Source organism: Chachezhania antarctica, assembly GCF_003646465.1.
Classification (GTDB): Bacteria; Pseudomonadota; Alphaproteobacteria; order Rhodobacterales; family Rhodobacteraceae; genus Chachezhania; species Chachezhania antarctica.
The window spans coordinates 128245-144884 of record NZ_QZEX01000010.1 but is presented as its reverse complement, the minus strand read 5'-3'; the positions used below and the strand labels follow the sequence as shown (position 1 = coordinate 144884).

Genomic DNA, 16640 nt, shown 5'->3' with positions numbered 1-16640 from the left:
AGCAAAGCGCATTCTTGTCTTGCATAGTTTTCTAACACGCGTTAGATTATCCGCAACGAACCCGAACGGGACACAGGGAGGAGGCGTCATGACTAAGACGCAGTACGGGTCTTCGCGAGGAGACTTGGCGTCACGCGCAACCGTGTATGCAAGCGACTTGTTTGCGGGTAAAACCGTTGCTGTGACGGGCGCCGGCGGTGGCTTGGGTCTTTCCATTGCGGTGCTGTTCGCTAGGTTGGGTGCCAATCTTGCGATCAATGGACGCGACGCGGTAAAGCTGGCCTCGGCCAAGGAATTTCTCGAAACTTTTGGTGGCATGGTGTTTGCCAAGCCTATGACGATCCGGGATCCCGGACAGGTCGAGGACTTCGTTGGCGAGGTCAACCGTGAATTCGGATCGATTGACGTTCTGGTGAACAATGCCGGGGGTCAGTTTCCCCAAGCAGCGTTGGACTTTTCTCCGAAGGGCTGGAACGCGGTCATCGACACCAACCTCAACGGGACCTGGTGGATGATGCAATCCACCGCACGACACTGGGTCGAGCAAAAGCGACCCGGTTCTATCGTGAATATCGTGGCCGACATCTGGCGCGGCATGCCGGGCATCGCGCATACCTGTGCGGCGCGAGCAGGGGTGATATACTTGTCAAAATCGGTCGCGGTAGAGTGGGCGCCGCATGGGATTCGCGTGAACTGCGTGGCGCCCGGATGTTGTGAAAGCAACGGCTTTCACAACTATCCCGAAGACGGCGCGGCCACCTTCGAGGACTCAAATCCGATGCGCCACGCCGGCGACGAATGGGATGTCGCCGAAGGCGTTGTTTATATGGCGGCAAATTCGGGGAAATTCGTAACCGGTGAAGTTCTGAATATCGACGGTGGGCAGCAGTTGTGGGGAGATCCCTGGCCCACAGGTCGACCGGATTACTTCCGGATATCTTGATACGTGCATTGCCTGGGGGAAAACGGGGGCCATATGACGACACTAAGTAATAAGCCGATACTGGAATGCACAGGGATCGAACGCCGTTTTGGCGGTATCGTTGCTGTCACCGGTGTCGATCTTGTCATCCAGCGAGGGGAAATCTTCGGCCTTGTTGGGCCGAATGGCAGTGGCAAGACGACGCTTACCAATGCAATCACCGGGTTCTACCCGCCAAACGAGGGGACTGTCCGGTTGGCCGGAAAGAACATTACCGGCACGGCACCCCACAAGGTTGCAAAGCTCGGTGTGGCCCGGACGTTTCAGAACCTCGCGCTCTTCAATGGGATGAGCGTTCTCGATAATATCCTGCTCGGCCGGCACATTCATATGCACCCGGGAGTTTTCCGCACGGCGTTCTATTGGTGGGCGGCCCGTCCTGAAGAAGTCGAGAACCGCAAAATCGTCGAGGAGGTGATCGAGTTCCTGCAGCTCGAGAGCATCCGGTACGAACTGGTCGACGGCCTTCCGATCGGGCTGAAAAAGCGGGTCGAACTTGCGCGGGCCCTGGTGGCAGAGCCGCAGATGTTGATCCTTGACGAGCCGATGGCGGGTATGAACCAGGAGGAGAAGGGGTATATGTCCCGCTTCATTCTGGACGCGCGGGATGAACGCGGCGTTAGTGTCCTGCTTATCGAACATCATATGGACGTCATCATCGGTATTTGTGATCGGGTGCTGGCACTCAACTACGGCGAAATGATCGCCAGCGGTATCCCGAAGGATGTTGTAAAAGATCCGAGGGTTATCGAGGCATATATTGGAGGATCGCATGGTTGAAGCAGCAAAATCGCAGTTTTCCGCCAGCGAAACGATCGGGGCATTGCTGGCACGGAACGCGTCAAGCTACGGGTCGAATATTGCTATTCGCGAAAAAGAGCGTGGAATCTGGAAGGAAACCACCTGGGCAGAGTACGCCGAAGAAGTACTGGCCTGCGCGGCCGGGCTTGAGAAGATCGGCGTAAAGCCCGGCAAGGCTGTGCTCATTCTGGGCGACAACCGTGCGCGGCTCTATGCAGGCATGCTTGCGATTTCGCTGCTCGGTGCCTATGCAATGCCGGCTTATCCTGGCGCAACGATCGAAGAGCTTCAGCATTTCCTGAGCGAGGTCGAAATCGTCGCGGCCATAGCAGAAGATCAAGAGCAAGTGGACAAGGTCCTCGAGCTGCGGAGCGCGAGCGCGAGCGGCATAGCGCATATCATATACGACGAAACGCGCGGGCTCAGCTTCTATGAAGACGACGGCCTGATGTCATGGGATCACCTGATCGAAATCGGCCTGCACAGTCTCAACGAGGATCCGCGCCGCCGCGATGAACTTCTGAACAGAGCGAAGCCCGAGGACCCGGCAATCTTCCTGCATTCGTCGGGCACCACGGGCAAGCCGAAGGGTATCGTACTGAGCCAGAAGAATGTTCTTGCCGCTGTCCGCAATGGCCATGCAGCGGGAGTGTTTGGAGAGGGAGAGGAAATCCTTGCCTATCTCCCGATGGCCTGGGTCGGCGATTATGCCATAACGGTGGCGGCGGCGCTGATGTTCCGGTTCACGGTGAACGTACCGGAGAGGCAGGAAACGGTCGTTCGAGACATGCGGGAAATCGCACCGACCTTCTACCTGGCAGCACCCAGGAGTTGGGACCAGATGTTGACAACAATCCAGGTCGGCATGGAGAACTCAACCCCGTTGAAGAAGTGGCTCTACCACTTCTTCATGGACCGGGCGATTGCCGCCGAGACGCGCAAACTGAACGGCCAAAGTGGTGGTGCGTTGGAACCACTGGGCCGTTTTCTGGGGGAGGCTCTCATTTTCGGTCCGATCAAGGATCAATTCGGCATGAGCCGCCTGAGGAATGCGTTTACCGGTGGCGAGGCGATTGGCGAAGATACCTTCGTGTTCTACCGCGCCCTCGGGATCAAGCTGCGCCAGTTCTACGGCCAGACCGAGCACAGCGCGATCACCGCGATGCAGGCCCCCAACGAGGTGCGCCTGCATACCGTCGGCAAGCCCGTGCCGGGTGTCGAGGCGAAGATTGACGAGAACGGTGAAATCCTCTTGCGCTCGGAAGGTGTGTTCAATGGCTATTTCAACAAACCCGAAGCGACCGCCGAAGCCCTGACGGACGGGTGGCTGCGTACTGGCGATGCCGGCTATCTTGAGGAGAATGGCCAGCTTGTGGTTCTGGGGCGCGTCTCCGAGGTCATGCATACGGCGGGCGGTGAACGCTACGTGCCAAACTATATAGAGAACCGGCTGAAATTCAGTCCGTATATCAAGGATGCGGCCGTTGTCGGAGCGGGGCGGGATGAGCTGACTGCGATGATCTGCGTGGATTTTGAAGCTGTCGGTCATTGGGCCGAGGTGAACGGTGTGCCATATGTGTCCTATTCAGATTTGTCTCAGCGCGACGAAGTCGCGGCGCTAATACGCCCGGCTTTCGAACGGGTAAACAAGGCCGTCACCGAGCCACTGCACCTGAAGCGCTTTGTCTGCCTTCCAAAGGAATTTGACCCGGACGATGGCGAGATCACTCGAACCCGAAAACTGCGTCGCAAGGTCGTAGAGGAACGCTACGCCGATGTTATCGCGGCACTCTATGACGGTTCAACCAAGGTCCATGTGAGCGCCCAGGTGGCTTACGAGACCGGAGAAATGGGGAAGGTCGAAAGAACCCTTCCCATAAGGGAGGTTTAAATGGATTGGGTTTTTTTATCAGAGCTTGCGATCAACGGTGCCCTGACGGGTCTGTTGTATTCACTTTTTGCCATCGGCCTGGTCCTGGTCTACAAGGCATCCTCGGTGCCTAATCTGGCGCAGGGCGGGCTGACAATGGTCGGGGCTTATGTGGTTCTTGCCCTAGCGCGCGATCTGGGAATGCCGTTATGGCTAGCTATTCCGCTTGCTGCGGTCGTCATGTTCGGTCTGGGGTTTGGCATTGAAAGGGTGGCGCTTCGGCGTCTCGCGGGCCGTCCGGTCGTCATGATCCTGATGCTGACACTTGGCCTCGACATCTTCCTGCGGGGCACAACGCTTGCAATCTGGGGTGGGACGTCGCGTTCGATGGAACTCGGTGTCAGCTATGAACCATTGTTTCTGGGCGACATCTTCATCAGCCGCATCCATCTGGTCGGCGCCGGCGTTGCGCTTGCCCTGTTCGTCGCTTTCATGGTGTTCTTTCGAACCCGGACCGGGATCAAATTGCGGGCGATCGCGGATGATTACATGGCATCATGGTCTGTCGGAATTTCGGTCGAGCGCGGTGTCGGGCTGTCCTGGGCCCTCGCTTCTGTGGTGGCTGTGGCGGCAGGTGTCATTTGGGGCGAAATCCAGGGTGTCGATCAGGCACTGTCGCTTCTGCTTCTCAAGGGTCTGACTGTCGCTGTTCTGGGTGGTCTCGACAGCATATTAGGCGCGATCGTTGCTGGTATCATTCTGGGCGTAATCGAAAATGTCGGTGCGGAATTTCTTGATCCGCTTGTCGGAGGCGGCAGCCGCGAACTCATCGTCGCCGCGGTCCTGATTCTTACGGTCATGATCCGTCCGCACGGACTGTTCGGCCGTCACGACATCGAAAGGGTGTAAAATGTTCTATCGACTCTCGGGTGTCTACCACTCCAGTTTGATCTCGGATAGCCGCATGTTCAAAGTTCCGGCAGACCGGAACTTGGCGGTGTTCCTTCTGTTGATCGGACTTGCGGCACCGTTTATCCTACCGTCACTTTACCTTAACAGTTACATTTTGCCTTGGCTGATCTGGACAGCCGCCGCTTTAGGACTGAACTTGGTGACAGGCTGGGCCGGACAGCTCCATCTCGGATATGCCGCAGTAATGGCCGTTGGTGCCTATTCGGCCATACATGCCGTGCGGCTCGGGGTGCCTTGGGAAATCGCCTTGATCATTGGCGGGTTGGCGGCATCAGTGATCGGCAGTCTGTTCGCCTTTGCCGCATTGCGGGTCAAAGGTCTTTATCTCGCGCTCACGACCCTCGCGATGCAATTCGTGATGGACTGGGTATTGACCCACTCCCCAACGATTTCCGGCGGGTCACACGCATCACTTCAGGCTCCAACTTTGGCGCTGTTAGGACAGCAGATCACCTCTGATGCCGGCTATTATTATGTCGCACTTGGCTGGTGCGTCTTGGTCACAATCTTCATGCTAAACCTCAAGCGCACTGGGCTGGGACGTGCACTTGTCGCAGTGCGTGAGAAGGATTTTGCTGCGGCGATCCTCGGCGTAAACAGCTTCTACTACAAGATCCTAGCCTTCGCGGCATCGTCTTTCATTGCCGGTGTCAGCGGGGCCCTGCTGGTCGCGACCTTCTACTTTCTGGCCGCACCCGAACAGTTTTCGGTAAACGTATCAATCCAGGTATTGGCGATGGTGATCGTAGGCGGACTTGGCAGCATCATCGGGTCCTATTTCGGAGTTGCGTTGATCCTGCTCGTGCCGGGGCTGGTGAACGGGCTCGTCGTGACAGCGAGCGAAGAGCTCGGCATGCAGGTCAATGTGGAAACGCTCGCTCATATCCCCAATGCGGTCTACGGCGCGTTGATCGTCATCATTCTCATGATCGAACCGCTAGGTCTCGGAAAACTCTACGGCAATATCAGAGACTATCTTATGACCTGGCCCTTCGATCAGCTCAGAAAGTAAAGAGGAATGCCGATGCAAGAGAAAGCCCAAGGCCAGTCCATTCTGTCGATGAATAGCATCGAGGTGCTGTACGACAACGTAATGCTGGCGATCAAAGGCGTTTCTGTTCAGGTGCCGAAGGGCGGAATGGTCGCGCTTCTGGGCTCCAACGGAGCCGGAAAAAGCACAACATTGAAGGCGATCAGTGGTCTTCTGAAGGCAGAACGCGGCCATATCAGCCGGGGTGAGATAAAGTTTGACGGGACCGACATCACAGAGATGCTGGCGCAGAAACGTGTCGAAATGGGCATCTGTCACGTCATCGAAGGACGGCGCGTTTTCGAGCATCTGACTCCAGACGAGAACCTGACTGCGGCCGCACCGATGGGAATGTCCAGATCTGAATTGAGTGTGGAAAAGGATAAAATATACGACTATTTTCCCAGGCTTGCCGAGCGCCGTAATTCGCAGGCGGGTTATCTGTCGGGCGGCGAACAGCAAATGCTTGCCATTGGCCGAGCTCTTGTGACCCAACCGAGTCTTCTGATGCTCGATGAGCCGAGTCTTGGGCTAGCGCCATTCTTGGTGGCTGAAATTTTCGGCATCCTTCAAAAAATCAACCGCGAGGAGGGTTTGTCGGTGCTTTTGGTTGAACAGAATGCCTTGGCCGCGCTGGAAATCGTTTCGGAAGGTTATCTGATCGAAAACGGCCGCGTGGTCATGCATGGTACAGCCGAGGCGCTCAAATCCAACTCCGACATCCAGGAATTCTACCTTGGCGGCGGAGAAGGTGCCAACTTTCACAATGTCAAACATTACAGCCGACGCAAGCGTTGGCTGAGTTAAGTCACTAGACAGAGATTGTTCAGGGAGGAAAAGATGAAGAAACTTACCAAGGCATTAGCTGTTTTTTCTATGATGGGGAGCTGGATGGCCGGAACACAGGCTCTGGCGGAGCCATTCAAGGTCGGGGTTTGCTATGATCTTAGCAAGGCCTATACTTTCGCCACGCCGCAGGTGTCGCAGGCAGCGATGGATGTGGCGAAGCTGATCAACATGCAGGGTGGTATCGGTGGAGAGCCGGTAGAGGTTATCGTTCGTGATCACGGAAACGAGCCACAGCGCGGCATCGAGTGTTATTCCAGGCTGAGCCGGGAAGGGGTTTTCGTCTTCGACACGCTGTCGACGCCTGTATCTTTGGCGATCCTGCCACGCGCGATGGAAGACGGGCGGATTCTCATGCAGTCACTGGTGGGTCGGGGCGATGCGGTGGATGGAACCGTTTTCGAATGGGTCTATCCCGTCGGCCCGACATATTGGGGGCAGGTGGCAAACGATATCGGATATATCAAGCAGCTACATGACGACGATCTCTCGGACGTCAAGATCGGCTACATTTATTTCGACTACCCGTTCGGGCAGGAGCCGATCGAGATTCTCAAAACGCTGTCGCAGAAAGAGGGTTTCGAACTACTGCTTTACCCCGTGCCGCTGCCGGGCAGCGATCAATCCGGTGCATGGTCGAAGATGCGTCGTGACAATCCCGACCATGTGATCTCATGGATGCTTGGTGGTGCGCATGTCGTCGCTTCGAAGGAAATGCAACGCAATCGCATTCCGATGGACAAGTATATTTCCGTAAACTGGCTGAATGAAGTCGACATCGCCAATATTGGCGCCGAGGCCGCCACCGGGCTCAAGCGCGGCACAAATGTCGTGGGTGGTCAGGACGTGCCCCTGCGTCTGGAGATCATCAATAAACTCTATGACGAGGGAGAGGGCTCCGGTCCGCTCGTGAACACGCAGGACGTCTATTACAACACAGGTCTGGCGATGTATTCGATCATCTTCGAGGCTGCCCGCAGGGCCGCAGACCTGGAGGGGATGCCGATCACCGCGGAATCCTATAAAAAGGGCCTAGAGTCGCTGGAAAACTACGACGCCAACGGTCTGATGGCACCAATCACGGTCACAGCCGAGGATCACGGCGGCGGCGGCAAGACGCGTATCGAGATGTGGGATGGCGAAACCTGGGTTCCGCAGACTGACTGGATCGCGGCGTACGGAGAAGTTGTTTGGGACGTCGTTAGGGAAAGTTCTTCGAAGTACGGGGAATGAAGAATGGCAACTGAACGCAAAATGCGTGGGGCTGAGAATCAGTATTGGAACTATGAGCCCTGCGTTCAACAACGGGAGAGAGAAACATGAAAACCAAACGGAAAGTATGGACTATTGCCATCGCCGCTGCGTTGGCAACCAGCGGGGCGATCGCATCAGCTCAGGAAAATGAGCCGATCAAGTTCGGCCTCTGCTTTGACCTCAGCAAGTCATACACATTCATTTCGCCACAGGTCGCACAGGCGGCCCAAGATCTTGCGATGTACACCAATGAAAACGGTGGCATCGAGGGGCACCCGGTTGAAATCATCGTGCGCGACCACGGCAATGAGCCGCAGCGGGGCGTGGAATGCTATGAGCAGCTGAAGCGTGAGGGCGTTTTTATCTACAACTTCCTGTCTACGCCGGTCACGAACGCGGCTTTGCCGCGTGCCATGAAGGATGGAAACATTTTGATGCAATCTTTCGTCGGCCGTGGTGACGCAGTCGACGGCGAGGTTTTCGGATGGGTCTTCCCTGTCGGTCCGACCTATTGGCAGCAGGCGGCGAACGATGTTGCCTTCATCAAGGGCCAAATGGGGGGCGATCTGAGCGATGCCAAGATCGGCTTCATCTATCTGGACTATCCTTTCGGGCAGGAGCCGATCGAGATTCTTAAGACGCTTGCCGAGAAGGAAGGCTTCCAACTGGAGCTCTATCCGGTTCCGCTGCCGGGGTCGGATCAGTCCGGCGCATGGAGCAAGATTCGCCGAGACAAGCCTGACTATGTGATCAGCTGGCTATTGGCCGGTGGGCATGTTGTTGCGTCCAAGGAAATGCGTCGTAACGGTTTCCCAATCGACCGCTACTTGTCGGTGAACTGGATGAACGAGGTCGATATAAATAACATCGGCGCGGAAGAGGCAAAAGGTGTCTTGCGCGGGACTAACGTGGCCGGCGGGCAAGACGTGCCAATCGTCAAGACGATGCTCGACACCTACTATGCAAACGGAAAGGGCAGTGGGCCGGAAAGCCTGGTTCGTGACGTATACTACAATCTCGGCCTTGCAGTCTATACGACGGGTTTCGAAGCTGCTCGGCTTGCGATCCAGGAGAACGGTTGGCCGTTGACGCCCGAGAGCATGAAATCGGGCTACGAGGCGATAGAAAACTTCGACGCCAATGGCTTGATGGCCCCTGTGACCGTAACGCCCCAGGATCACGGTGGCGGTGGCAAGACACGCATTGAACAATGGGACGGGGCAAACTGGGTTCCTTTGACCGACTGGAGCGCGGACTACATCGATGTGGTGTGGGAAGTGATCAAGGAAAGCTCGGCGAAGTTCACTGTCGAATAGATGGCAGCTCCCCCGTGGCGATCATGTCGCGGGGGAGCAACAACCGCGTGTTCAAGTTAAAACGATGCTGGAGAAACGAAGTGGAAACCATGAGCCCGATCAAGCTTACAATTGAAGACGGAATCGCGACCGTCTGTATCAATCGGCCCGAGCGCAAGAACGCGTTGTCTGTGGACGCAACGAACGGGCTGACAGATGCTTGGAAGAAAATCGGAGCGGATGACACCGTCCGCGTGGCGATACTTACCTCGACCGATTGCGGTGTCTTCAGTGCCGGGCTGGATTTGAAGGAAGCTTCGCAGATAGCGCGTGATGAAGGAGTCGATATTCTGACGAAAATGCGTGACCCGTTTCATGAAACCATGCGCGCCTGCAAGAAGCCGATCATCGCCGCGATGACTGGATCGCTGATGGCGGGGGGCATGATGCTGACCCTCAATTGCGACCTGCGCGTCGGCCTCAAGGGAACAAAGGTTGGTATTACAGAGGTGAAGATTGGCCGGGGGTCGCCTTGGGCGGCGCCGGCGCTGTCGATGCTGCCGCAACCCATTCTCATGGAAATCCTTCTGACCGGCGATCTGATGCCGATTGAGCGTCTGCATGATTACGGGTTCACCAATTATCTCGAGGATACGCCGGACGCGGTGCGCGCGCGGGCGTTGGATCTCGCCAAGCGGATTGCCGGGGGCGCGCCGCTTTCCGTGATCGCCGCCAAAGGCGGCGTTCGCGCCACCATGGATCTGGGCTGCGCAGGCGGTCTGGAAGAAGGTAAGCGCCTGCACGAGGTCGTTTACGCCAGCAATGACGCAATCGAGGGCCCCAGAGCATTCGCCGAAAAGCGCGCCCCGGTGTGGACCGGAACCTGAGGGAGATTGGCATGACCGAGTTGATGCGCCTAGACCGGGACGGCCCCATCGGCATCCTACGCTTTACCCAGCCCGGGAAACGTAACCCCTACAGCATCGGGTTTGTCGAGGATCTCGTAACATGCCTGCGGCAGGCGGAGCGGGACGACACGCTACGCGCAGTTGTCATGACCGGTGGCGATCATTTCAGCAGCGGTGGGGATCTGGTCGGCTTTCAGTCTGAGATTGCCAAAGGCGCGAGAGCCACATCGGAAATGGTGGACAAGGTTCATGATGGCGGGCGCGCCGCGTATCTCTTTCGGAAACCCCTGATCTCCGCCGTCTGCGGTGTCGCCTTCGGTGCCGGCCTGAGCCTGGCCCTGTCGGCGGATATCGTCGTAGCGGCCGAAGATGCCCGGCTGTGCGAGGTTTTTGCCCGTGTCGGCGGCTGCCCTGACACCGGGTCGAGCTGGCTTCTTCAGCAACGCGCCGGCGCGGGCGTGGCGCGGATGCTTGTTCTCACGGGGCGCGAGATCGACGGGCGCACCGCCCGCGACCTGCGCGTCGTCGAGGAATGTGTGCCGGCCGGACAGGTCGAGGCCCGCGCGCTTGAGATCGCGCGCGAGATTGCACAGCATCCGATGTTCGGCGTTCAAACCGCCAAGCGTGTGATGCGCGCGTCGGCGGAATGTAGTTATCTTGAGGCTCTGGACATCGAGCGTGACTGCCAAAGTGTTCTGCTGTGCGCGCATGACTTTCCCGAAGCTATGAAAGCGTTTTCGGAGAAGCGCAAACCCCAATTCACAGACCGATAAGTCGGTCGAAACCATATCGAAGAACTCAAGGGAGACCACGCCAATGAAGGTACTCGTGCCTGTCAAACGTGTGATCGACTACAACGTGAAGGTCCGCGTCAAGGCGGACGGAAGCGGTGTCGATCTCGCCAATGTCAAAATGTCCATGAACCCTTTCGACGAGATCGCGGTGGAAGAGGCGATCCGGTTGAAGGAAGCGGGAAAGGCTGATGAGGTCGTGGTGGTTTCCATCGGCGTCAAGCAAGCGCAGGAAACCCTGCGGACCGCGCTGGCCATGGGCGCCGACCGCGCCATTCTGGTCGTGGCTACGGACGATGTTCACAACGACATCGAACCGCTGGCCGTGGCCAAGATCCTGAAAGCCGTCATCGCCGAGGAAAACCCCGGTCTGGTGATCGCGGGTAAACAGGCCATCGACAACGACATGAACGCCACCGGCCAGATGCTATCTGCCCTGCTGGGCTGGAGCCAAGCCGCCTTCGCCTCGCATCTGGACATTCAGGGCGATCACGCGCTGGTCACCCGCGAAGTGGATGGCGGTCTGCAGACGATCAAGGTCAAACTGCCCACGATCGTGACCGCCGACCTGCGCCTGAACGAGCCGCGCTACGCGTCGCTGCCGAACATCATGAAGGCCAAGAAAAAGCCGCTCGATGAAAAGACCGCCGCCGATTACGGCGTCGATGTCACCCCGCGCCTGACCGTGGTCAAGACCTCGGAACCGGCGGCGCGCGCGGCGGGCATCAAGGTGGGCTCGGTTGACGAGCTTGTGGCGAAACTCAAGGAAGCGGGGGCTGTGTGATGGCTGTTCTTCTGATTGGTGAAGTAACCGATGGCACGCTGGCAGTGGATGCCACCGCCAAGGCCGTGACCGCGGCCAAGCAACTGGGCGATATGACCGTGCTCTGCACCGGCGCCTCGGCCAAGGCCGCAGCGGATGAGGCCGCCAAGATCGAAGGCGTCTCCAAGGTGCTGGTCGCCGAAGACGCGCTCTACGGGCACCGCCTGGCCGAACCCGTGGCCGCCCTGATCGTCAGCCTTGCGGGCAATTATTCGCACATCGTGGCCCCCTCTACCACGGATGCGAAGAACATTATGCCGCGCGTCGCCGCCCTGCTGGACGTGATGATCCTGTCCGACGTGGTGGGCGTAGTCGATGCGGACACGTTCGAACGTCCGATCTATGCCGGCAACGCGATCCAGACGGTGAAATCCACCGATGGCGTCAAGGTGATAACGATCCGCACCTCGACCTTCGATCTGGCCCCGATGGGCGGCTCTGCCTCGGTCGAGGCGATTGCCACGGGCGAAAACCCCGGCCTGTCCGAATGGGTCGAGGACAAGGTAGCCGCCTCGGACCGCCCCGAACTGACCAGCGCAGGCGTGGTCGTGTCGGGCGGGCGCGGTGTCGGCTCGGAAGCTGACTTCGCCCTGATCGAGAAACTGGCCGACAAGCTGGGTGCCGCCGTCGGCGCATCCCGTGCCGCCGTTGACTCGGGCTACGCCCCCAACGACTGGCAGGTCGGGCAAACCGGCAAGGTTGTAGCCCCCGATCTTTATGTCGCGGTGGGCATCTCTGGCGCGATCCAGCATCTGGCCGGTATGAAAGACAGCAAGATCATCGTCGCCATCAACAAGGACGAAGAAGCCCCGATCTTCCAGGTTGCCGACTACGGCCTTGTCGCGGATCTTTTCACCGCGGTGCCGGAATTGATCGAGAAACTCAGTTGATTCGGGGCGCACAGCGTTTGAAAGGTCCGCCTTGCGCGGAGCTTATCATGAACGGGAGCAACCAGTAGGGGAACCGGCTCTTGGGAGGATATTTGCTTAATCTGACGCATCGCTTGAACCTGTTCCTCCTCATTTTCAAGACAAGACACCTGATAGATTTCAACAGATCAAGTCGCCTTTGTAGGAAAAAAACATGTCTCTGATCAAGAACTCCCCAAACTGGGTTTCCGATGAACACAAGATGTTCGCGGAGAGTACCCGCAAACTTTTTGATGCCGAGATGGCGCCAAATGTCGACAAATGGGCGTCACAAGGCATCGTCGACCGAGAGTTCTGGAAGGTCGTCGGCGAGCAGGGCGTCATGGGCGGATCCATTGCGGAGGAGTATGGTGGATTCGGGGGCGGTATTGGGTTTGACGCGATCACTGTCTATGAACAAGGGCGCACCGGAGATACCGGCTGGGGTTACGGCATCCAGAGCATCGTAATTCACTATCTGAACACCTACGGCAGTGAAGAGCAAAAGAAAAAGTGGCTGCCGCGGTTGATTAGCGGCGAAAGCGTCGCCGCTATCGCCATGACAGAACCGGGCACCGGCTCGGACCTTCAGAGCGTTCAGACCTATGCAGAACGAGACGGCAATCACTACAAGATCAACGGGTCGAAGATTTTCATAACCAACGGTCATACCGCCGACATAGTCGTAGTGGTGGCCAAGACGGACAGAAGCGCAGGGGCCAAGGGTGTGTCGCTGATCGTTCTGGAGGCCAAGGACGCAGAAGGATTCCGGCGTGGGCGGAACCTAAAGAAGCTTGGCATGAAGGGCTCTGACACGGCCGAGCTGTTTTTTGAGGATGTGCGCGTCCCCACAGCCAACCTGCTAGGTACTGAGGAAGGGCAGGGGTTCTATCAGCTGATGAAGCAATTGCCCTGGGAGCGATTGATGATCGGAATCACCGCGCTTGGTTTCATCGACTTCGCGATCGATGAGACCGTAAAATACGTTCAGGATCGCAAGGCGTTCGGCAAGCGGATCATGGATTTCCAGAACACCCGGTTCAAACTGGCGGAATGCAAGACCAAAGCCGAACTGCTGCGTAGCTTCGTCAATGACGGCATTGCCCGAATAGAGGCTGGCGAGCTTGATGCCGCCACCGCGTCAATGGCGAAATGGTGGGGCAGTCAGACGCAGAACGAAGTCATGCATGAATGTCTGCAACTGCATGGCGGATACGGTTACATGATGGAATTCCCGATCGCGCGTCTTTACGCCGACAGCCGGGTGCAGATGATCTATGGCGGCACCAACGAAATCATGAAGGAACTGATCGCTCGTTCGCTGGATGTCTGATCGGTCCGGGTGGGGTTACTCTTCGGCCGGGCCCAAGATCTCTTCGCTGTGCTCGCCCAACCGAGGGGCTGGTCGGTGGTCGTGTCGCGCCGGGGTTGCCGAAAATCGAACCGGCGGGCGTGTTGTCCAGATGGCACCTTCCGTTGGATGAGCAATCTGCTGAAAGAAACCGGTGGCGGCAAGATGGGGGTCGCTGGGCAGATCTGACAGGTTTCGGACTGGCATGGCGGGAATATCGGCCTGCTCCATCAGGGCAAGCCATTCTTTTGTGGTCCGTGTCAGCGCGAGCTGCGCCACCATATCGTAAACCGCGCCTATGTTGCGGCTGCGGGTGTCCATGTCGGTCACCCACAAGTGGCCGAGCATGTCTTCCCGCCCGACTGCCTTGAAAAAGCGTGCCCATTGAACGTTGGTGTAGGGCAGAATAGTGATAAACCCGTCCGAAGTCTGAACCGGGCGGCGATGAGGGACAAGCATGCGGGCATAGCCGAAATCTTGCGGGTTGTCCTCGAATGTGGCACCATCCATATGTTCGGTCAGCAGGAACGACGTCAGCGTCTCAAACATCGGCACTTCGACATGCTGGGGCACGCCCGTGCGCTCACGATGGAACAAGGCGGCCATGACAGCATAGGCCGCAGTGACGCCGCCAAGCTTGTCGGCAAGGATCGTCGGGGCATAGGCCGGCGCAGCTTCGGGATCGCGCAATGATGCCAAGCTGGCCAACCCCGAGACCGATTGGACGATGTCGTCGAAGGCAGGTTTGGCCGCATAGGGCCCGTCCTGCCCAAAGCCGGTGGCGGATACCGTAATCAGTCTCGGATTCTCGCGGCGCAACGTTTCGGGGTCAAGGGACAATCTGGCAAGCGCCGCGGGCCGGATGCTGGAGATCATCACATCGGCATCGGCCAGCAGCTTGCGCAGCCGATCGCGATCATTTGGCGTCTTGAGGTCTAGAATGACGCTGCGTTTGTTGCGGTTTGCACCCAGAAAGGCGGCGCCCATCAGCTTGTTGCGGGACGGCTGGACCTGGCGCAAAAGATCTCCCTCGGGGCTTTCCACCTTGATCACATCGGCCCCCAGATCGCCCAGCATTTGCGTGGCCAAAGGCCCGAAAACCACAGAAGTAAGATCGACAATCTTCACGCCATCAAGGATCGCGGGTTTCTGCGCAGCGGTCATTTATGCGTGTATCCTGTTCTATGACGAGGGTCGAACTCGGCGCGGATGGCTTTGCCGTCCGCGTCAAAAGCAGGGCAAGGGCCAAGTGTCGTCTCTCCGGCGCTGCGCCGGATCGGGGGCGCAGGGACGTTGATTTCGCCAGAGGGCGTGCTGATGACGGACCGGTCGAGCTGGGGGTGGTCGGACAGGGAGGCCACGTCGTTGACTGCCGCGAATGCAATGCCCGCAGCATCGAGCCTCTTCAGCATCTCGACGCGGTCATGCGAGGCGAACACGGTCTTGATGAGCGCTTCGAGCGCGGGCTTGTTGTCAATTCGCGCCGTGTTGTCATGAAACCGGGGGTCGGCTGCCAGAGTTGCATCGCCCAGTATGTGTTCACAGAACCGTTGCCATTCGCCGCTGTGCTGCACGGTAATGACGACAAGCTGACCGTCCTTGCACTCATAGGCGCCGTAGGGGCAGATCACCGTGTGGTTCAGACCGACGCGGGGCGTCGGTTTGCCAAGATAGTCGTGATAGAGCAGCGGAACCGACATCCAGTCGGCCATCACGTCGAACATGGCCACCGAAACGCCGCTACCTTTGCCGGTGCGCTCACGCCCGATCAGCGCTTCGCAGATCCCGGCATGGGCTGTCATGCCCGTGGCGATGTCGCAGATCGACACGCCAACCCGCCCCGGCCCGTCCGGCGTGCCGGTCACCGATGCCAGGCCGCTTTCGCATTGCACCAGAAGGTCATAGGCCTTGGCGTTGCGCATCGGGCCGTCTTCGCCGTATCCGGTGATGTCGCAAGTCACGAGACGCGGGAACCTCTCTCGCAGACTCGCGGAATCCAGACCCAGCTTTGCCAGGGCGCCCGGCAAAAGATTTTGAATGAACACATCCGCGTTTTCCAGCATTTTCAGCAGGATATCGCGATCTTCTGCTGCTTTGATATCCAGTGCGACCGATTCCTTGCCCCGGTTTAGCCATGTAAAATAGGCGCCTTCGCCGTTGGCGGCAGTATCATAGGCGCGCGCGAAATCGCCCACGCCCTTGCGTTCGACCTTGATCACCCGCGCACCGGCATCGGCAAGCCGCGAAGAGCAAAAGGGCGCCGCCACCGCCTGTTCGAGCGCGATGACGAGCTTGCCGGAAAGGGGGGCTGAACTTGAATCTGACATGGCGTTCTCTCACGTGATCCTAGGAGCTTGACAGAATCTAACAGGTGTTAGAAACATTATCAATACGATTAACCAGGAATGGGCCATTTGAGGAGAATGCCGGTGCCGGACGCCACAGGACCAGACCAGATATTCCAACGCGCGCTGACAAACGGGGAGATCATGCTGCCCAGGTGCGATGATTGCGGAGCCTATCATTTCTTTCCAAGGGTCCTGTGTCCGCACTGCCATGGGACCGCGATCTCTTGGCATCCCGCCAGCGGCAAGGGCCGGGTCCACACCACCACTGTCGTGCGTCAGAAGCCCGAGCGCGGCGGCGACTATAACGTGTGCGTGGTGGAACTGGAGGAAGGCGTTCGGATGATGAGCCGGGTCGAGGGCATTGCCCCCGGTGACATTGTCATCGACATGGCCGTGACCGCCTTCGTGGGCGGGGCCGAGGGCCAACCGGCCGTGTTGTTCAAACCGGCGGAGGTATAGGC

The 16640-nt window shown here is 58.1% G+C and carries 16 protein-coding genes; 14 read left to right on the top strand and 2 right to left on the bottom strand.

Translation table 11 applies throughout. From position 1 onward, the window contains the following. Positions 1-88: 88 nt before the first annotated feature. The 13 genes from D4754_RS18435 to D4754_RS18375 all read left to right on the top strand — a co-directional run bounded on the left by D4754_RS18435 (position 89) and on the right by D4754_RS18375 (position 13813). Entirely contained in the window at positions 89-943 is an 855-nt protein-coding gene (locus D4754_RS18435; RefSeq protein WP_047998079.1) for an SDR family oxidoreductase, read from the top strand. A 33-nt stretch (positions 944-976) separates the two neighbouring features. Next, positions 977-1762 (top strand): ABC transporter ATP-binding protein, encoded by a 786-nt coding sequence (locus D4754_RS18430; protein ID WP_047998078.1) that lies wholly within the window; start codon positions 977-979, stop codon positions 1760-1762. Continuing rightward, positions 1755-3674 carry an AMP-dependent synthetase/ligase gene (locus tag D4754_RS18425; RefSeq protein ID WP_047998077.1) on the top strand — a complete coding sequence of 640 codons (1920 nt, stop codon included), beginning with the start codon at positions 1755-1757 and terminating at the stop codon, positions 3672-3674. The genes D4754_RS18430 and D4754_RS18425 overlap by 8 nt, the downstream gene beginning before the upstream one ends. Then, on the top strand, positions 3675-4562 hold the full coding sequence (locus D4754_RS18420) for a branched-chain amino acid ABC transporter permease (RefSeq protein WP_047998076.1): 888 nt from the start codon (positions 3675-3677) through the stop codon (positions 4560-4562). It begins immediately after the preceding gene. A 1-nt stretch (position 4563) separates the two neighbouring features. Beyond that, positions 4564-5637: a branched-chain amino acid ABC transporter permease gene (locus tag D4754_RS18415; RefSeq protein ID WP_047998075.1), complete on the top strand. Its 1074-nt coding sequence runs from the start codon at positions 4564-4566 to the stop codon at positions 5635-5637. A 12-nt stretch (positions 5638-5649) separates the two neighbouring features. Further along, a complete protein-coding gene (locus tag D4754_RS18410) occupies positions 5650-6462 on the top strand; it encodes an ABC transporter ATP-binding protein (RefSeq protein ID WP_047998074.1) in 813 nt (270 codons plus the stop codon). Between the two features lie 33 nt (positions 6463-6495). Further along, a complete protein-coding gene (locus tag D4754_RS18405) occupies positions 6496-7734 on the top strand; it encodes an ABC transporter substrate-binding protein (RefSeq protein ID WP_053079190.1) in 1239 nt (412 codons plus the stop codon). An 86-nt stretch (positions 7735-7820) separates the two neighbouring features. After that, positions 7821-9071 carry an ABC transporter substrate-binding protein gene (locus D4754_RS18400; RefSeq protein ID WP_047998072.1) on the top strand — a complete coding sequence of 417 codons (1251 nt, stop codon included), beginning with the start codon at positions 7821-7823 and terminating at the stop codon, positions 9069-9071. A gap of 89 nt (positions 9072-9160) precedes the next feature. After that, positions 9161-9937 (top strand): enoyl-CoA hydratase/isomerase family protein, encoded by a 777-nt coding sequence (locus D4754_RS18395; RefSeq protein WP_047998071.1) that lies wholly within the window; start codon positions 9161-9163, stop codon positions 9935-9937. Positions 9938-9948: 11 nt separating this feature from the next. Further along, entirely contained in the window at positions 9949-10731 is a 783-nt protein-coding gene (locus tag D4754_RS18390) for an enoyl-CoA hydratase/isomerase family protein (protein WP_047998070.1), read from the top strand. A 43-nt stretch (positions 10732-10774) separates the two neighbouring features. After that, a complete protein-coding gene (locus D4754_RS18385) occupies positions 10775-11533 on the top strand; it encodes an electron transfer flavoprotein subunit beta/FixA family protein (protein ID WP_047998069.1) in 759 nt (252 codons plus the stop codon). Beyond that, entirely contained in the window at positions 11533-12462 is a 930-nt protein-coding gene (locus D4754_RS18380; protein WP_047998068.1) for an electron transfer flavoprotein subunit alpha/FixB family protein, read from the top strand. Before D4754_RS18385 ends, D4754_RS18380 begins: the two co-directional genes overlap by 1 nt. Positions 12463-12655: 193 nt before the next feature. Further along, positions 12656-13813 (top strand): acyl-CoA dehydrogenase family protein, encoded by a 1158-nt coding sequence (locus tag D4754_RS18375; RefSeq protein ID WP_114294360.1) that lies wholly within the window; start codon positions 12656-12658, stop codon positions 13811-13813. A gap of 15 nt (positions 13814-13828) precedes the next feature. On the opposite strand, the gene D4754_RS18370 is transcribed toward D4754_RS18375, so the two are convergent. Together D4754_RS18370 and D4754_RS18365 are read right to left on the bottom strand one after the other, a co-directional pair. Next, a complete protein-coding gene (locus D4754_RS18370; protein WP_047998066.1) occupies positions 13829-14995 on the bottom strand; it encodes a CaiB/BaiF CoA transferase family protein in 1167 nt (388 codons plus the stop codon). Beyond that, positions 14992-16158 carry a CaiB/BaiF CoA transferase family protein gene (locus D4754_RS18365; protein ID WP_047998065.1) on the bottom strand — a complete coding sequence of 389 codons (1167 nt, stop codon included), beginning with the start codon at positions 16156-16158 and terminating at the stop codon, positions 14992-14994. The genes D4754_RS18370 and D4754_RS18365 overlap by 4 nt, the downstream gene beginning before the upstream one ends. 96 nt (positions 16159-16254) lie before the next feature. Here D4754_RS18365 and D4754_RS18360 point away from each other — a divergent pair, with 96 nt between their 5' ends. After that, positions 16255-16638, top strand: a complete 384-nt coding sequence (locus D4754_RS18360; RefSeq protein WP_047998064.1) for a Zn-ribbon domain-containing OB-fold protein — start codon at positions 16255-16257, stop codon at positions 16636-16638. Positions 16639-16640: the final 2 nt, after the last annotated feature.